Here is an 18234-nt window from a genome sequence, read left to right on the forward strand (position 1 = left end):
ATCTATTTTACAAAAAACCATGCTTTCTATAGCCTCTACGTGTTTTTAAATTGTTAGGTGATAGAATGTCCTCTGATCTAATTGTCGGAGAGGCTGCATGCGGAGAAGTATCAAGTCTTGTCTTTCATGATGAGAGAGGGTTTTTAGCAACAGTTCAAAAGAGTTCTGAGCTAGGCCGCTACTATTTTTGGTTTCTTTCTGATTGGCTGAGAGAGAAGCTTTCAACCCCGTTTGTGTGGGTCGGTCAGTACTTGAGGGATACGTACTATTTCCCTCTAACACATCCCGATGAAGGATACAAACACAACATGAAACATGCGGCGCATGTACGTGAACTCTTGACAGGAGATCAGCCAATCTCTAATTCGAGTGCATTTCCTCAAATGGACGAAATTCGACGAGCCTTTACGATTGAGAAAGTTCCTATCGAAATTAAAACTGAAAACCAGAGTGTGATCTTCAACCTGTATGACATCAAGTCAATACAGCAAGTCGATGGTAAGGGGATTCGTCTTTTTCTTTTTAGCTTGTATGATAACCAAGTTCAGAAGGACGGTGAAAAGGCTGAGTGGAAACCAGCAACGATTCATGAACTTGGGGTCGCGCCTATTTTGGTTTTAAAGGCTTTAAAAGAGCATGGAATCAGGATTGATTCACTCGATTTGTTTTCACTTGGAGCGATGGCATTTGAAGGTTTGCGTCACCTCAATGATGAAGAGCTTGATATCGTACCGAAGACAATGATTCTGGATCGGGCTATGTCATCCAGTTATAAAGTTGCCCAAAAGCAGTTTTCTTTTCTGTGGGCACCTATGATGTACGGAGCGGCCTCTTCCTGTAATTGGGCTGGAGATCCTGAAGGAGCTTGTTTAGATTTCTTTGAAAGATTTTCAAATGGATTGGACGGGCGAACTGTGATTCAAATTCAAGCGCGCACCGACTGTTATTTTTCTGGGGTGGGGGCTTATGACAAAGAATTTCTCAGCCGGCTAGAAAAATTAGGAATGCACACGCACTCGGGAATGTTTTATGCTCCCTGTTTTAAGGAAACGTCCCATCATGCACTTTCAAGGAGTCTTTTATTTCCTTGTGCTTCTCACAAAGAAGAAGAGAAAAAAGAAGAGTTTGCAGCGCTTTTTGATATGGAGTCAACGGAAGCTCTTTCAGACGCCTTGATGCGGGAAGTCTACTTAAATCCAGAGCGCTCCCATGGTTCATATCACCAAAGTTTGGTGGTTGGTGGCAATGCTGAAAACTTAGATATCTTGCTGCTTAGAGCTTACGCGACTCTACAATCTTTCCTAACTGCTGCTTCAGCTTGAAAGATATAAGGCCAATTCGCTATGTAGCCTTTTAGGGGGTAATCACAACCCCGGCTACAAGTATGGAAAACCTGAAATCACAACTCTTGAACTCTCCGGCAAGGTATCTTTGGGAGAGGATTGGCATCTTTTCCCACCATGGGATTGATCTACCTCTTTCTGCACTTAGAACGAAAAAAAGCTGCGGCATTGGAGAGTTCTTTGATCTGCTGCCAATCATCGATTGGTGCCATGAGCTTGAGCTCGATGTGTTAATGCTCCTTCCATTGAACGAATGCACCTCTGATCCTAGCCCGTACAATAGCATCTCGTCTCGAGCACTCCATCCGATTTACCTGTCTCTTGAAGAGCTTCCTTATCTCGAGAGCTATCCCAAGGTGAAAGAGAAACTCGCAGGATTTCGTTATCTGAATGAGACTCCTCGGATTCAGTACCACGAAGTTTTGCAAAAGAAGATGGTATGGCTGCGTGAGTATTTTGAGGCGGTGAAGGAAAGCTTTTTGGAAAATCCTGAGTTTGAGCAGTTCAAAGAGAGTCACCATTGGCTTGGACCTTATGCGCTTTTTAAGGTTTTGAAGCACAAAACGGATCAAGCTCATTGGTCAAATTGGCCTAAGGAGCTCCAATCGCCTTCAAAAAGCGAATATGATCAACTGGTCGACGAAAACCAAGATGACATCATCTTTCACATCGCCCTCCAATTTTTGTGTTATGAGCAAATGACTTGCGTCAAAAATTATGCCTTAGCCAAACGGGTGTTTTTGAAGGGAGACATTCCGATTCTCATCAATCCTGATAGCGTAGACGTTTGGGCAGAGCCTCACCTTTTTGATCTGACGCAAGCAGCTGGCGCTCCTCCTGATGCCTATAGCGCAGAAGGGCAGTATTGGGGTTGTCCGCTATTCAATTGGAATGCAATGAGAAAGTATGCGGAGAACTATCAGTGGTGGAAAGAGCGACTCGATTTTGCCGGTCATTTTTATGATATATTTCGCATTGATCATATCGTGGGTTTTTTCCGCATTTGGGGAATTCCTGAAAATCATGCGCCCAAGGCGGGAAGTTTTATTCCTGCGGATTCTTCCCAATGGATTCCACAGGGAAAAGAGATTCTCCAATTCCTTCACCACAACTCGAACATGTTACCGATAGGGGAAGATTTGGGAACAGTTCCTTCAGAGATTAAAACATGTCTTTCAGAGTTAGGGATTCCTGGAACAAAGATTATTCGTTGGGAGCGAAGAGAAGATGAGAGAGGATCGTTCATTCCCTACTCTGAGTATCCGCCTCTAAGCATGACATCTGTTTCCACGCATGATACGGAGCCACTAGCTCTTTGGTGGCAAGCTCTTCCCGAAGAAGCCAAAGCGTTTGCCGACTTCAAAGGGTGGACCTACTCCCCGAAGCTTAACTTTGATCAGCACCGAGAAATTTTGCGTGATAGTCATCAGACGCCTAGCTTGTTCCATATCAATCTCCTTCAAGATTATCTCAGCTTGTTTCCTGAACTCGTTTGGGAAAATCCCAAAGACGAACAAATCAACATCCCTGGGACTACATCTCCTTTTAATTGGACTTACCGTTTTCGCCCTTCCGTAGAAGAGATAGTGGGTCATGAAGGGCTGAAGAAAGAGATGAGAGCTCTCATTCAAGATTGAAGAATTTTTCGAGGTGATTTATACGCAGGATATGGACTCGGTTGAACATAAGCGCTTAAAAAATTCCTCAGGCCGTGAGAATCCCCCTTGGAGAAAATGGGGGCCGTATGTTGCTGAGCGATCATGGGCTACAGTCCGTGAGGATTACAGCTGGAATGGTGATGCCTGGGGCTTTTTCCCCTTCGAAGAGGCTCACAAGAAGGTGTATCGATGGGGCGAAGATGGGATTGCTGGCTGGTGCGACCGGTACCAAACACTTGCTTTTTCTCCTGCTTTTTGGAATGGCAACGATGCGATTTTGAAAGAGAGGTTATTTGGGCTTGCTGGTCCTGAAGGGAACCATGGAGAAGACGTCAAAGAGTATTACTACTATCTTGATGGGACGCCCACCCACTCTTACATGAAATACCTCTACAAATATCCCCACGCAGCCTTTCCCTATGATGAACTTAAAAAAGAGAACCGCGAAAGAGGTCCAAACCAAGATGAGTTTGAACTGGCCGATACAGGCGTCTTGGACAAGCAGAACTATTTTGACATTTTTATCGAATACGCCAAAGGGACTCCTGAAGATACCTGTATCAAGGTCGAGGCGATCAATCGGGGGAAAAAAACAGCGCCATTGCACATCATTCCGCAGCTTTGTTTCCGCAATCAATGGCGATGGGAAGAAGAGGAGATCCCCAAGCCTGTTCTTCAAAAGGGGGCACAAGGAAACTGCATTGTGGCAGACGATTCAGCAATGCCTTCTCCTTCATCTCTGACTTTTGATTATCACCTAGGTAAGCGGTATCTCTATGCTTCTGAAGGAGGAAAACCTCTCTTTACCGAAAATGAAAATCGTGCTCCTGACATGCCTTACAGCAAAGAAGGGTTTCATGAAACGATCGTTGAAGGCAAGGAAGCTGTCAACCCTGAAGAGAAGGGGACTAAAGGATGTTTCCATTATACCTTTGAGATTCCTGCAGGGAAGTCAGCAGTTGTCTACTTGCGTTTGACAGATCAAGAAATGGAAAATCCTCTAGAGGATGTAGAGGCAATCTTTGCTGAAAGGAAAAAAGAGGCCGATGAGTTTTACGAGCGTACCTTGCCTGAAGATGCGACAGACGAAGAGAAAATGATTGAGCGGCAGGCGCTTGCAGGGCTTCTTTGGAATAAGCAGATTTATATATTCGATGTGAATAAATGGCTGGATGGAGATAGTGCCTTTCATCCCGCTCCTGAAACCCGTTACAACTTGCGCAATTTACATTGGCGGCATTTAAATTCGATGCGTATCATTTCCATGCCCGACAAATGGGAATATCCCTGGTTTGCAGCATGGGACCTTGCCTTTCATTGCGTCTCATTTGCCTTAGTGGATATTGAATTTGCCAAAGAGCAACTTTGGCTTCTCCTGTTCGACCAATTTCAACATCCAAATGGAGCCATTCCAGCTTATGAATGGGAATTTTCTGATTTGAATCCCCCTATTCAAGCTTGGGCAACACTTCGCATTTTTCAGATGCAGCGTGACATGGAAGGAGAAGAGGATTTTGAGTTTCTCAAAAAATGCTATTTGAAACTACTGATGAATTTTTCATGGTGGACCAATCGCGTTGATAGCTCCGGCTTTAACGTGTTTGAGGGAGGATTTCTCGGGCTCGATAACATTACAATAGTTGACCGTTCTATCGAAGCTGAGGGGGGAGCCACTTTGCGTCAGTCGGATGGGACAGGGTGGATGGCATTTTTCACACTCAATCTCATGCGCATTTCTCTTGAACTAGCTAAAACTGATGATACCTATGAGTCAATGGCGACCAAGTTTTTTCAACATTTCATCTACATTGCTCACGCCATGAAAATACGTGACAATAAGGAATATGAGATGTGGAGCGAAAAGGATGGATTTTTCTATGATGTCCTTTGCTATCCTAATGGAACTTTTTCAAAGTTTCGAATCCGTTCCCTCGTTGGAATTATTCCTCTTTATGCAACGGAAGTAATCACTGAAGAAGACTTAAAGCAATTTCCCAAATTCAAGCAGAACTTTTTTTGGTTTTTGAAAAATCAGCATAAGCTCACAAAAGGGCATGTTCTCCATTTTGAAGATTCCAATCTATACTTTTTGACGCTTGTGGAACCTGAGCAACTCAAACGCGTTCTTCAGTATGTTTGGGATCCAGAAGAATTCCGCTCAGAGTATGGTCTCCGCAGTCTTTCGAAGTTTCATGAGAAGCATCCCTTTTTCTACAAAGACAAAAATATTGGCTATGAACCCGGCCACTCACTCGTGCAGCTGAAAGGGGGAAATTCAAATTGGCGTGGACCGATTTGGTTTCCGACAAGCTACATGCTCATCCAATCGCTTAAATCTTACGCTAAAGTTTTCAAAGACGAATTTAAGATTGGTGTGAAAGATGAAAAGCCTGTCAGTATCAATGAAATGGCAGATGGCTTTGCGGAAAAACTGGTTTCCATTTTTAAAAATGATTCAAACGGTGTTCGTCCGTATATGGGAGATAGTTTTCCCTATTCAACCGATCCCAATTTCAACTCTTATCTCTTCTTATGAGTTTTTCCATGCAGAAACAGGGCAGGGGCTTGGGGCATCGCACCAAACAGGATGGACCTCCTTAGTGGCTAATTTGATTCAAGAGCTACGAGACAAAAAGCCCAGGTCAAAAAATGGCTGACGTTGTGCGCAAAGCGCTCGAAACCCCACTAAAAAATCTTGTCGAAAAGAGCTCTGAAATTGACGTCTTAATCATTGGAAGTGGAGCAGCGGGAGTCACAGCAGCAGTTGCATTAGCTGAAAAGAAAAAGGGACTCAACATAGCTATTCTTGAAGCTGGCCCCTTAACAATTTTAGAACATGTGGGGTCTTCTTCTGTGCGACTCAATGCGCGCGCAGTGAATCAACTGCAAGATCAAATCATCTATAAAACGGTTTGGGGAGAAAATGAAGAAGCTCCCAATACAAATGGGTGGTCAGCTGTAGGGGGGCGTACACTTTTATGGGGCGGCTATATCCCTCGGTTTATCCCAGAAGATTTTCATAATTGGCCTTTTAGTTATGAAGACTTTGAGCCCTATTACAAACGGGCAGAGAGTCTTATCTGCGCTGCTCCAAGGGAAGGAGCTCCAGCGTTTGTTCGCACAAAAGGGCAAGACAAATTTGTTGCTGAGCTCAAAAAACACGGCTTCCCTGTGCAAGAGTCACCTCTAGCCATTGATTCTTCGTGTTCGGAAAATGGCAACCTTCCAGTCGGGTATGATAGCTCTATTGCACGTCTGATCCGCAGTGAAGATCTAGTCACCTTTGGAGAAAGACCTGGAATTTCTCTCACATCCGAAGTTGAAGTTGTGTCATTCGAGAAAAATGGAGACAGCATCTCCGCGGTTCATGTGGTCGATCGAAGAACAGACACTTCCTATACACTTTCTCCCAAGCAAGTTGTGATAGCTTGTGGCGGGACCCAATCTGCCAGACTTGTGATGGCTTCGAAGATCGAAGAGAATGATGATGTCCTGGGAAAGTACATCAACGATCATCTTTTTGCTCGTGGCTTTTTAAGACGTCGGACAGGGACTTGGGAAAATTTAATGCAGCTCTACTCACCTCCAACACCAGAGAAACTGTTTCACTGCCAACTTTGTGGGCCTCTCACGCAGGAAAAAGTGGAGTTTTTGCGAAATAATTGGACAGCTCTTCCCACAAAATGGCTCGAGTGGAACTCTCCAGGTGATTGCTTGGAGTATCAATTTTTTGGAATTGCCACGACAGATAAAGACAATCGTCTAGAACTTGTTGAAGATCAAGACTCAGCTTTTGGACGATTACCAAGCTGCAAAGTGATTTACAAAAGAAGTCAGCGAGATCTTGCAGTGCTTGATGAAATGAAAAAAACCATTGAGAAATTGAGTGCGGCAATTGATGCTGAGCTGATCAATTGGGAAGTCTTGCCTCCTGGGATTGCTTTGCATGATATTGGAGGTTTGCGCATGGGAAAAGACCCTGAAACAAGTATTGTGGACTCATCTGGTCGCTTTTGGCGTATCCAAAATCTCCATGTAGCTGATGCAAGCTCCTGGCCTTCGCAAGGAAGTGCTAATCCCTACTTGACCATTACGGCATGGGCCTTAAAGCTTGCTGATGAAATGAGGCTCTGAAATGACGGATGAGCTACGTCATGCTCTTGAATCACCCTTAAAAAATCTTGTCGAAAAGAGCTCCGAAATAGACGTCTTAATCATTGGAAGTGGGACAGCTGGTGTCACCACAGCGCTTGCTTTAGCGGAAAAAAAATTGGGCCTCAAAATTGCGATTCTTGAAGCTGGACCTTTAACGCTTTTAAGCCATGTGGCTTCATCACCTCTGAAACTCAATGAGCGAGCAGTCAGCCGTCTTCAAGATCAAATCACTTACAAAACAACATGGTGCGAACAAGAGCAGAATCTTGAGCCAAATACAACAGGTTGGGCAACTGTTGGCGGACGCACATTGCTTTGGCGCGGCAATGTTCCACGATTTCGCCCCGAAGATTTTCATGATTGGCCTTTTACCTATGAACAGTTTGAGCCTTACTATAGCCGTGCTGAAAAGCTTCTCTCTGCGGGGTCATTTGTTCATTCACAGGGGCAAGATAAACTGATTCAAGATCTGAAAGAAGAGGGTTTTAACTTTCGGGCATCTTCAGTTGCCATTGATTCTTCGTGTTCGGAAAATGGCATTCTTCCTGTTGGTTTCAATAGTTCTATTGCGCGCCTTGTTCGAAGTGATCACCTTGTGACGTTTGGAGAAAGTCCTGGGATTTCACTGACATCGGAAGTCGAGGTCAGATCACTTGAGAAAAACGGGAAGCGTATTGAAGCCGTGCATGTGGAGGATCAAAGGACTCAGACATCGTATGTCCTTTCTCCCAAAAACATCGTCGTTGCTGCAGGTGGGATCCAATCCGTCAGGCTTGTCATGGCTTCAAAGATTGAAGAAAACAAAGACGTTTTAGGTTGCTATATCAATGATCATCTCTTTGCGCATACGTTTTTCAAGAAACACTCAGGAGTTTGGGAGGATAAGTTTCACCTTTACTCAGCACCAACTGCGCAAAATCCATTTCATTTTCAGCTTTGTGGTCCTTTGACGCGAGAAAAAATGGAGTTTCATCAAAGTAACCTTGCGACTTTGCCCACAAGGTGGGTGGGCTGGAATGAACCCGGAAATTATTTAGAGTGTGAGATTTTTGGAAGGTCAAGCTCTGATCGAAACAAACGTCTTGTTTTGATTGAAGATGGCACGCGTTTACCAAGTTGCAAAGTGATTCACCCTAAAAGCCAGGAAGATCTTGCTGTACTTGCAGCTATGAAAAATGGTACCAAGAAGTTAGCTGCGGCGATGGACTCTGAGCTACTCGATTGGACAATTTTGTCTGTAGGGATTCCCATGCATGACTCTGGAGGCTTGCGGATGGGAACAGATCCAGAAACAAGTATTGTCAATCCTTCTGGCAAGTTTTGGCGCATCGACAACTTGTCGGTGGCTGATGCAAGCACGTGGCCTTCGCAAGGAAGTGCCAACCCTTACTTGACCATTACTGCATGGGCTTTGAAACAAGCAGATGAGTTAGAGTTAAAATGAGCAAAATGCACATTTACAAAAACATCATTAATGTTAATTTTGGCATCCTAGGAGTTGAGTTTTGCTGGGCTCTTCTCATACCGAATTGTAGTGCCATTCTCCTCTACCTTGGAGCATCGGCTTCGATGCTTGCATACCTGTGGCTTCTTCCTCCATTTGTAGGGCTCGTGATCAACCCATTGGTCGGACATCTAAGTGATCTCACGACGACCCGTTTTGGGCGAAGACGTCCATACATATTTGGAGGAATTTTTGCGGTTTGCATCTTTTGTACAGCGATTCCTTATGCCACATCATTATGGTTGGGGACCATCTTACTTGCTCTTCTCATGGCTGTTTTGAATTTCGCTCAAAATCCTCTGCGCGCTTTAACCGCTGATATCATTCCCAAACACCACCTCACAGTAGGATTTTCTGTTCAAATGATTTTCTTCGGCTTGGGGGCGGTCTTTGGAGCTGCCATGCCGTGGTTGTTTGGAGATATTAGTTTTAAATTTACAGGAACACACCAACCCTCTTTTTTGACTTTAGCCTTTTTTGTCGGAGGGGTGTTGACCTTACTGACAGGACTTTGGACCTGCTTTTTTGTGAAAGAAAAGCCATGTGAAAACAACCAAGATGAAAAGCCAGGTCTAAAAGAACTCTTTCGAGTGCTTTTTAAAATGCCGCCCATTTTGAGGCAGATATCGCTTGTTCAATTTCTCATGTGGGTCGGCTTTTTCATTATGTTTGCTTATTACAACGTGAGTATTGCTCAAACCCTGTTTGGTCTTCCTCCAGGAGCAAAAGTGATGGGGAATCCGATCTATTCGGAGATTGTGAAGAAAGCGACCGTTTTCAACAGCCTTTGCTTTATCTTTTTTCAGGCTAGCAGCTTTGGAGTTGCTTTTCTAATACCTGTGATCACAACTTGGATTCCTCGGAAAATTGTGGCGACTATTGCTCTTATTTTGGGAGGGCTTGGACTCTTGTCGATCCCACTGAAACCCGAGATCAATTACTTCACAGCAGCCATTACACTCGGAATTGCTTGGGGGTGTTCGACTTCGGTTCATTTGGCCATGATCGCTTCCAATCTTGCAAAGGAAAGGATGGGGCTGTATAACGGTCTTTTTCTCATCGCAAACTGTTTGTCTCAAATCGTCACAGGTTTGATTGCTGGTCCGGTCATCAAGTATGTTTTTCATAACCACGTGTTTCAAATCGTTGCCTATAGTGGCCTCTTTTTTCTGGTTGCAGCTTTTTGCAACCAGTTCATTCGTGATTTAGGAGAAGTGAGAGAAGAATGCGAAAAACCTTAAAGACATTTCAACTCGTCATGATCAATGTCATTGCCGTTGATAGCATTCGAACGCTACCGTTTTCAGCAGAGCTTGGTTTTTCTCTCGTTTTTTTCTATTTTCTTGCCGGAATCTTCTTTTTTATCCCCAGTGGACTCGTTGCAGCAGAATTAGGAACGGGGTGGCCCAATACCGGAGGAATCTACGTTTGGGTACGTGAAGCGTTCGGAAAAAAGGCCAGCATGTGTGTGATTTGGCTCAATTGGATCTATAATGTTGTATGGTACCCGACAATCATGGCTTTGATAGCAGGTGTTTTCACCTACTTTTTCAACCCTGATCTCGCAACAAATCGACTCTACATGGTGCTCATGATATTAGGTCTGTTTTGGAGCGCGACTATCGTCAACCTTTTTGGCATGAGAGTCTCTTCAATCATCAGCACAGTTGGAGCAATTGTTGGAACGCTCCTTCCCATGGTTTTGATCATCATTTTAGGAGTAGTTTGGTTGGGCAAACGCGAGCCAAGTCAAATTGCCTTCACGTGGGATGCTCTTGTTCCTGACATCACTCAAAGTGGTAACTTAGCGTTTTTTAGTTCCGTTTTATTTGGCTTGCTGGGACTCGAGATGTCGGCGACCCATGCTGCAGAAGTGCGCAGCCCAAAAAAAGACTATCCCCGGTCTGTTTTCATTTCTATTGCTATCATTTTAGCCACCATCGTCTTTTCATCTCTTGCTATTGCCATTGTCATTCCCCATCAAAAACTCAGCCTTGTCACAGGGATCCTCCAAGCCTTTTTCGTCTTTTTTCAAGACTATCATATTCCCTACATGGCACCGATCATTGCTGCAGCTGTGATCATTGGGGGGTTGAGCGGTGTCTCGGCTTGGATCATTGGTCCTACTAAGGGGATGATGGTTGCAGCAGAGGATGGTAGCTTGCCCTCGTTCATGCGGTATCGTAATCGAAAAGGAGTGCCTTCCAACATCCTCATTTTGCAAGGTGTGATCGTTTCGATCTTGTGTCTTGCCTTTGTTCTCATGCCTACAGTGAATAGCTCTTTTTGGCTCCTGTCTCAAATCACAGCTGAGCTCGCCCTCCTTGTTTACATTGGTCTGTTTGCGGCGGGCATTCGACTGAGATACAAGCAGGGGCATGTACAGCGAGCATTTGCAATTCCTGGGGGCAAGACGTTTGGGATGTGGCTTGTGGGGATGTGTGGGATCCTTGCCTGCCTCATTGCCTTTGGCTTAGGATTTATTCCTCCAGGGCAAGTGGGCATTACTAATGTTTTTGTGTATGAACTTCTCTTGATCGGAGGCATTGTCATCGTCTCTCTGATGCCACTACTATTTAGAAAAAAAGATGTATGATCTCTGTGGTGAAACTTGATAGAGATGTTTTGTCTTAAGTGTTCTCAGTGGTCATTAGACGGGGATCATGACAGTGGGCTTTTCTCTCACAATGACATCGAGCTCTTCCATTTTCTTAGTTTTTTGATCTTGCGATAGCTCAAGCAGCGAGCCAATGTAGGACGTTGTCATGAAAGCGAGTTCTGCAACAGGAGAGAGTTGATAAAGAAAGTAAATCGCGCCAAGCTTTGCAAGGGCGCTTACTCCATCGGTTGCTCCTGAGATGAGCGTTCCGTAACCTCTTTCGGTTGCATGAGTGTTTTTGGCCTCTCCAATTTTTTGGATCCCTCTGAAAGCTTTTTTTGCAGCAGCATAAAGTTTTGCCGTCGGGACAATCATATCCCATATGGGGACATTTCCTGGAGGCTTTTCAGAACTTTTTAAAAAGGAAAAGTACTCAAGGTAAGAATCGGCAATCAAGATTGTACGAACGACAGTTTGAACGAATAAAGAAGATGAAAACGAGTCCCAGAGGGAGGAAATACCTGTTTGAACTTTCTGGATTTCTTTTTCTTTAAACGGAGACTTACTCGAATCTCCTCGAATCCATTCACCGACGTCCGTTCCTTTTCCCATGTGAGAAAGAGCATCTGTTGCAAGACCAACCCCTTCAAGCCCTGTGTAGTGCTGAGTCGCAAGGATGAGCCCTTTGGCAGGTTTTACCAAGTGGGTTCCAGGGATAGAAGTGTCCTCTTTATCTGGAGTCAAAGCCGAGTTAGGAGGCACTCTGGGATAAGAAAATTCTTGAATAGCAGTCATCATTTTACCTTTGCGATCTTATTATAAGATCTGTCTTTATTAATTACAATTGAGAGAATCTTTTTTAATTATATTAACCACGCTTTTTAAATTGTTTTTGTTTGTATTAGTTATAAATAAAATAAAGTCTTTGTTCTTATTAAATGCCGCTCGGGTCCAATTCGCCGATCCTAACACCAGGGTCGATTCATCGATAAGTGCCCACTTGTGGTGGAAAAGAGGCATCCCTTGGAAGGTATGGACAGGCACGCCTGCAGCCTGCAGGGCCTCAGCAACTTTTTTAGACGCCCCTCTCACCCCCATTTGATCGAGCGAGACCTCTACCTTAATTCCCTGCTGGTGAAGCTCAATGAGCTTGCTCACGATCTGGGGATGGGTAAATGTAAACATGGCAATGTGAATCTTTTTTTTAGCTTGGTCTAGGACCTCAAGTAGATGGGGAAGTGCCTTAGGGTCAGGCAACAGGTAAAATGTCAGCTCTGAGTTTCCAACAGCGCCTTGAAAAAAGGAAGGGGAGACTAGGGCCTTGGAAAACTCGGGAGCATAAAAGCCAGCCAGCAAGTTTTCATGCATCATCAGTGAGGAAGAGGTGAGGTTTGCCGTTCCCAAAAACGCCACCTTTTCATCAATGACGATCCACTTAGCATGCATCAGTCCCCGTCCCTTTTCAGGATGTAGATGAAGATGAGAAAGAGTCTCAAGTTTAGGAGTGTTTTTCTGGTGATAAGTCACGTGAACGTCTAACCCTTCTTTAGCTTTTTCCATTAAGATTGAAAGCACATGCGGATCTGTCAGAGCGTATGTATAGATGTGAATCGAACTTTTAGCGCTTTTAAGAGCTTTTAAGACAACGAGGCGCAAGTCTTGTTGCAAATGTGTTGAATAAAAGCGTACCGGTGTCTTTCCCGTGGGAAGGGGAAAATACGTGGCATAAAAGACTAAAGCAGCTGCTCCAACAGCGAGGAGAAAAAACCTAGATTTTTTCGCCCTGAGCGCGGAGCTGCTTAACAATCGGTCCCAACCCTTTCTTATCAATGTTGCGCATCGCGCTTGTTGAAAGGCGGAGAGTGATGAAGCGATTTTCTTCAGCAAACCAGAAACGTTTTTTTACGAGGTTTGGAAGGAAGCGGCGTTTAACCGTTCCAGTGACGTTTAAACCGATTCCCTTTTTCTTTTTCGCAATCCCGCGAATCGAATAGCTTTTTCCGCGTCGTGGTCGTTTTCCTGTGACCTGGCACTTCTTAGACATGTTTCACTACCTGAAATCATTTTTTGAAACACTAAGTTTACCACTTTTTAGAATTTCCCTCAAGTCGGCTTGATTAAATCCGTGAAGGTGTGTAAAAAGAAAAATTTTAATGCGAATGATAACCGCGGATGCAGAGATGGACTTTCAACTGTTTTCAGGCTCTCAAAGCCAAATTTACCGCATACTTGATGAGAGTAGGGGTAAATTTGGCTTTGAGAGCCTGGGAAAAGGAAAAGTTTCAGATGTGCGTTCGTAGGTTGTCATTTGGGTTTATTTACGGGTTATGGTGATGGCCGCAGCTGAAGAACTTTATGCAGATTTAGTCGTGATAGGATCAGGTCCTGCTGGTCAAAAGGCGGCTATTCAGGCGGCTAAGTTGGGCAAATCTGTCATCATTATCGAAAAAGATAAAAATCCTGGCGGAGCCTGTTTGCATTCGGGAACGATTCCCTCAAAGTCCCTTCGTGAAGCGATCTTGAATTTAACCGACTTTTATACCAAAAGTTTCTATGGGCAAAAAGAGGTTCTTCAGCAGGAAATCTCGATCAATGAACTGAACTTTTGCCTCAATCAAGTCCTTGAGCAGCAGATTGGGAATTTAGAGCGCCAATTTGAAAAAAATAAGATCCAACTCGTGCGGGGGTTGGCGCATTTTGAAAATCACCATCAGATTGCAGTTCTAACTGAGCAAAATCAACTGACGCATTTGATTAGTGGGGAGCGGATCATCATTGCCACGGGATCAAAACCGCGCAATCCCAACAATATTCCGTTCGATAAAGAAGTCGTCCTCGATTCGACGAGACTTCTTTCGATTGATCATCTGCCAAAAGATATGATTGTGCTTGGAGGAGGAATCATTGGTTCGGAATATGCGAGCTTTTTTGCTGCGCTCGGGACACAAGTGACAGTTGTGGACAAGCGAGATCAAATGTTACCACTACTTGATAAAGAAATCGGGATGCATTTGCAAACGGCACTTGGAAAAATTGGATTGAAGTTTGTTGGGGATAAAGAAGTCGATGAAGTGGTGCGTCATAAAGGTCGCGTTGAAGTGAAGTTTACCGATGGCACATCAATGGAATCGGAAATGCTACTTTATGCCCTGGGAAGAACGGCAAACGTCGATCACTTGCATATTGAAAATGCGGGCATCACTGTTGATAGTAAGGGGTACATTCCGATTAACGCACTTTTTCAAACGATTGTTCCTAACATTTATGCAGTGGGAGATGTGATAGGTGGTCCTTGTTTAGCTTCAACAAGTATGGAACAAGGACGATTGGCGGCGCGTCATGCTTTTGGGGCGGAAACGCATCACTTTCCAACTTTTTATCCGATTGGAATTTACACCATTCCTGAAATTTCTTCGTGCGGTTACACAGAAGAGCAGTTAAAAAATTTAGGCTTTCGTTACGAGGTAGGACGGGCATATTATTACGAAATTGCGAAGAATAATATTGCCGGAAATGACCCAGGAATGTTTAAAATTGTGTTTCACAAGGACACATTAGAAATCCTCGGGATTCACATCATCGGACGTGAAGCAACAGAGGTGATTCATATTGGTCAAGTCGCGATGACTTTTAACGCCAGAATCGATTATTTTATCGATCAAGTGTTCAACTATCCGACCTACGCTGAAGGGTACCGGATAGCAGCATTAAATGGATTTAACAAGGTCAAACACAAGAGGTAACTGAATGGCAATTTACGATATCTTTGAGCATGTTGAAAGATGTGTGGGGCAAGATGAAAACAACTCCTCTCATATCGAGCTCAATCGTCGTTACTCCAATCTCACTTTAGGTGCGGAGATGCCACAGGAAGATCCTGAAACCAAAAGTCGCTTTTTTTCCGCGTTAGCTGCCCGTTTATTCTTTTTTATGTTGCTTCTTGCAGATGTAGCGTGGTGCGTTTATGCCACGGCGCTTTTTGGGATTTCACTGGGATTAAATCTACTGACAGGGTTTCGTCTAAATGCACTAAGACGGTTTCACCGTCGTCGGTATTTGAATTTTAAACGGTGCTTTGTTTGTGGCATTTCACTTGTTGTTGCACTCTTTAGTCCTGCTCTTGGGACCATGTTTGCCTGCACCTACTTTCTCATGTATGACAAGAAGGGGATCGAAGAGGTCGTCCCCTCAGTTCTTCAAGACCAATTTCGCGAGTTTTTTACGCACTAATTGCTGTAAAAGTTAGAGCATTGCTTGTCTTATCGTAGTCAACTTGGACCACATCTCCTTCATGGACTCTTTCATGAAGAATTTCCTGGGACAAGCCGCCTAAAACATGCTTTTCTATTTTGTCGATAAGTGGGCGCACGCCGTATTCAATGCTTGAACCGCTCTGCGTGAGCTCTTTGACAACTTTGTCCGACCATTTGAGTTCGATGCCATGTGTGTGCCAGAGTTGTTCTTGTTGTTTATTCAAGACATTGCGTGCGATCTTTTGGAGGTCCTGGTCACGCGTGATAGGGTCGAAGGTGACAATTTTCAAGCGACCGATGAGTTCGGGTGAAAAGTGTTCAGAATTTTTCAAAGCCTGGCGAATGATCGCATCTTCTGAAGGGCGACCATGTTTCCATAATTTGAAACGCAGGTGCCAATTTAGAGGGTTCAATAAGGAATAAGTCTCATGACTGGCAGCAATCGCTCGTGAACCGAGATTTGTCGTCATGAGGAAGACGGCTTGGGAGCAGTCCACAATGTTTCCTTGTCCATCTGTGAGGCGACCATCACTAAAGACTTGCAGGAAGGCTGTTAAGACATCAGGAGAGGCTTTTTCGACTTCATCAATCAAAATGACTTGGTAAGGGTTCTCTTTGAGGGCTTCTGTGAGTTGTCCTCCTTTATCGAATCCAACATATCCTGGAGGCGCTCCGATGAGTCGAGATTTGTTTTCTTTTGCTTGGTACTCGGACATGTCAAGGCGAGTCATGTTGCGCTCATCCCCAAAGAGTTGTCGCGCGATCGCTTTGGCCATTTCGGTTTTTCCTGTCCCTGAAGTTCCTGCGCAGAGGAAAACACCACGTGGTTTAGATTCGTCACGTAAGCCAAGGCGGGCTGCTTTGAGTGTTTCTGCAATGGCTTGTACGGCTTTATTTTGGCCGATCACTTGCTGGCCAAGAGCTTCGTCTAACTTGCGTAGTTTTTCTGCATCAGCTCCACGTACCCGGTCGAGTGGGATGCCCGAGCGCCCTGAAACAACTGCAGCAACAAGCTCGCGGTCGACTTCGAATTTAATGTTTGAGTCTTTCGCTTCTTGCTCAAGTTCTTTTAGTTCTTTTTCAAGTTGAGCGACGAGCGGCTGGGTCATCGCGCTTAAGCTTGTATCTAAAGATTCAAGATAAGCTATCTCTGCTTTGATTTCGTGAAAGAGTGTTTTTTCTTGGAGTTCAAGAGCATCTGATTCTTTGAGCTTCTTTATTTTTGCTTCAACTTCTTGGAGTTCTTCATCAATCCGTTCTAATCGTTTTTTTGAAGCGTTACCGTTTTTGAGGCGGTAGACGTCTCGGTCAAAAAGTAAGTCTTGTTTTTTCTTTTCTGCTTCTTGCGTTGCAATGGATCCCTTTGTTTCTTGTTCTTTTAACAAGGTAGCTGCTGCATCCAAGATTTCATAGGAAGTTTGTGGGATCGACGATTCAGGAATGTAACGTGTCATATGAATAGCTGCTTGAATGGCAGAGGACGTGTATGAGACGTCGTGTTGCGCTTCGAGCTCACCTTTCATTGTATGTAGAAGAGGGGTCGCTTCTTTTTCTGTGGGTTTGGAAACGTCAAGGGTTGAGAATTCTGTTTGAATCACGTGATTTTTAGCAAAGTGACGCTTATAAATCGCAGGTGTCATCGAAAAAACGACCCGCCCTGTCTTGGCCAGTTCGGTAAGTTTGCTACTGAGAGTCGAAGTTGGGGTGACTTTGTCAAAGATCTCAAAGTTTTGAATGTACAAAACAAGGTCGGAGTTTTCCTTAAGGGCGTTAGAATAGATGTCGGCATAGGTTAAAAGGTCTTTTGTTGCCAATTTCCCAAGGTCGATATCTACAACCTGTTTTTGTTTTAATTTCTCTGGAACTTTACCTTGAAGAATTTCTCGAGAGAGCGCTGTCATGAGGCTCTTCCGCTCGACTTCACTTTCGCCTAAAATGAGGGGGCAATTGCGCATGCTTTGCCCAAAAATGCGCATTGTTTGGTACAGAGGATCTCCTTTGCGTGAAAACTTTTGCAATGTTTCAGTGGTTGCTGCTTTGCAAAGATTGTCTCCAAGCACAACAGACTTGCCTGAGACCATAACCGGTTTCTCAGCCCAATCTGGTAGTGGGAGGGCTTCAACAGTTGGTTTGGGGCGGTAGCTTGACCATGGAGTTTTTGGTTGAATCCCTTGTTGAAGAAGGAAAAGCACCAGTTTAGGACGATTTTGCTCAAGGGCTGTATCGAGCAAAAGTTCGAACCCTTTGTGCTTGAAGTCTGCAGTGATTCCTTTTTCAAAAAGAGCCTGAATAATATTGAGGTCTTGAGAAGAATATCCTTTTGCTTTTTCTCCTTTGGCTGCGTAGACTTCGAGAAGGGTTTTACCTCCGTTATTTTTCTGGGATACATCGGCGCCCCGCTCGGTCATGATGTAAGCAGCTGTTGCATTGCCTTCATTGATCGCAGATTTAAACAGGTCGTTTTCTTTTCCTTGAGATAAAAACGAAAGGGCTAGGTAGGTGAAGATGTTCACAACTGGGCACAGGAGAAGCGCAATTGGAATGATTTGGATAGCGCCGAGAATATCCCCGGCTCCACCTTGGGTGAAATAATGATTCGCCCAAGAGCTGTACCACTTGACATCTCGATTGATTTCTTCCGTATAGGACCCTGCAAAAATCCATTGAACTTTTCCTAAAGGAGACGTAGCAGTTGCCATAAACTCAATCCCTAATTTTAAAT

The 18234-nt window shown here is 44.3% G+C and carries 13 protein-coding genes; 9 read left to right on the forward strand and 4 right to left on the reverse strand.

Features of this window, described 5'->3' with window-relative positions:
* The first annotated feature begins 65 nt into the window (after nucleotides 1–65).
* The 7 genes from ACOOFG_RS03425 to ACOOFG_RS03455 all read left to right on the forward strand — a co-directional run bounded on the left by ACOOFG_RS03425 (nucleotide 66) and on the right by ACOOFG_RS03455 (nucleotide 11256).
* On the forward strand, nucleotides 66–1322 hold the full coding sequence (locus ACOOFG_RS03425; RefSeq protein ID WP_420422243.1) for a hypothetical protein: 1257 nt from the start codon (nucleotides 66–68) through the stop codon (nucleotides 1320–1322).
* Between the two features lie 62 nt (nucleotides 1323–1384).
* A complete protein-coding gene (locus ACOOFG_RS03430) occupies nucleotides 1385–2980 on the forward strand; it encodes a 4-alpha-glucanotransferase (protein WP_420422244.1) in 1596 nt (531 codons plus the stop codon).
* A gap of 31 nt (nucleotides 2981–3011) precedes the next feature.
* Entirely contained in the window at nucleotides 3012–5537 is a 2526-nt protein-coding gene (locus tag ACOOFG_RS03435) for an MGH1-like glycoside hydrolase domain-containing protein (protein ID WP_420422245.1), read from the forward strand.
* A gap of 113 nt (nucleotides 5538–5650) precedes the next feature.
* Nucleotides 5651–7135 (forward strand): GMC oxidoreductase, encoded by a 1485-nt coding sequence (locus ACOOFG_RS03440; protein WP_420422246.1) that lies wholly within the window; start codon nucleotides 5651–5653, stop codon nucleotides 7133–7135.
* 1 nt (nucleotide 7136) lies between these two features.
* Complete coding sequence (locus tag ACOOFG_RS03445; protein ID WP_420422247.1) at nucleotides 7137–8600, forward strand: GMC oxidoreductase; 1464 nt, start codon at nucleotides 7137–7139, stop codon at nucleotides 8598–8600.
* Nucleotides 8597–9901, forward strand: coding sequence for an MFS transporter (locus ACOOFG_RS03450; RefSeq protein WP_420422248.1), 1305 nt, complete (start codon nucleotides 8597–8599; stop codon nucleotides 9899–9901). The genes ACOOFG_RS03445 and ACOOFG_RS03450 overlap by 4 nt, the downstream gene beginning before the upstream one ends.
* A complete protein-coding gene (locus tag ACOOFG_RS03455) occupies nucleotides 9886–11256 on the forward strand; it encodes an amino acid permease (protein WP_420422249.1) in 1371 nt (456 codons plus the stop codon). Before ACOOFG_RS03450 ends, ACOOFG_RS03455 begins: the two co-directional genes overlap by 16 nt.
* A gap of 54 nt (nucleotides 11257–11310) precedes the next feature.
* Here the strand turns inward: ACOOFG_RS03455 and ACOOFG_RS03460 are convergent, their stop codons facing one another.
* The 3 genes from ACOOFG_RS03460 to rpmB are packed head-to-tail and all read right to left on the reverse strand — an operon-like array spanning nucleotide 11311 to nucleotide 13303.
* On the reverse strand, nucleotides 11311–12057 hold the full coding sequence (locus ACOOFG_RS03460) for a hypothetical protein (protein ID WP_420422250.1): 747 nt from the start codon (nucleotides 12055–12057) through the stop codon (nucleotides 11311–11313).
* 36 nt (nucleotides 12058–12093) lie between these two features.
* Nucleotides 12094–13065, reverse strand: a complete 972-nt coding sequence (locus tag ACOOFG_RS03465; protein ID WP_420422251.1) for a phospholipase D-like domain-containing protein — start codon at nucleotides 13063–13065, stop codon at nucleotides 12094–12096.
* On the reverse strand, nucleotides 13028–13303 hold the full coding sequence (gene rpmB / locus ACOOFG_RS03470; RefSeq protein ID WP_420422252.1) for a 50S ribosomal protein L28: 276 nt from the start codon (nucleotides 13301–13303) through the stop codon (nucleotides 13028–13030). Before rpmB ends, ACOOFG_RS03465 begins: the two co-directional genes overlap by 38 nt.
* A 289-nt stretch (nucleotides 13304–13592) precedes the next feature.
* Between rpmB and sthA the strand changes: the two genes are divergently transcribed.
* Complete coding sequence (gene sthA / locus ACOOFG_RS03475; RefSeq protein WP_420422253.1) at nucleotides 13593–15002, forward strand: Si-specific NAD(P)(+) transhydrogenase; 1410 nt, start codon at nucleotides 13593–13595, stop codon at nucleotides 15000–15002.
* 4 nt (nucleotides 15003–15006) lie between these two features.
* A complete protein-coding gene (locus ACOOFG_RS03480) occupies nucleotides 15007–15489 on the forward strand; it encodes a hypothetical protein (protein ID WP_420422254.1) in 483 nt (160 codons plus the stop codon).
* Here ACOOFG_RS03480 and ACOOFG_RS03485 read toward each other — a convergent pair.
* Nucleotides 15479–18211 carry an AAA family ATPase gene (locus tag ACOOFG_RS03485; RefSeq protein ID WP_420422255.1) on the reverse strand — a complete coding sequence of 911 codons (2733 nt, stop codon included), beginning with the start codon at nucleotides 18209–18211 and terminating at the stop codon, nucleotides 15479–15481. The two genes, ACOOFG_RS03480 and ACOOFG_RS03485, sit on opposite strands and share 11 nt — an antisense overlap.
* Nucleotides 18212–18234: the final 23 nt, after the last annotated feature.

The sequence above is a fragment of the Simkania sp. genome (assembly GCF_965215465.1).
Classification (GTDB): Bacteria; Chlamydiota; Chlamydiia; order Chlamydiales; family Simkaniaceae; genus Simkania.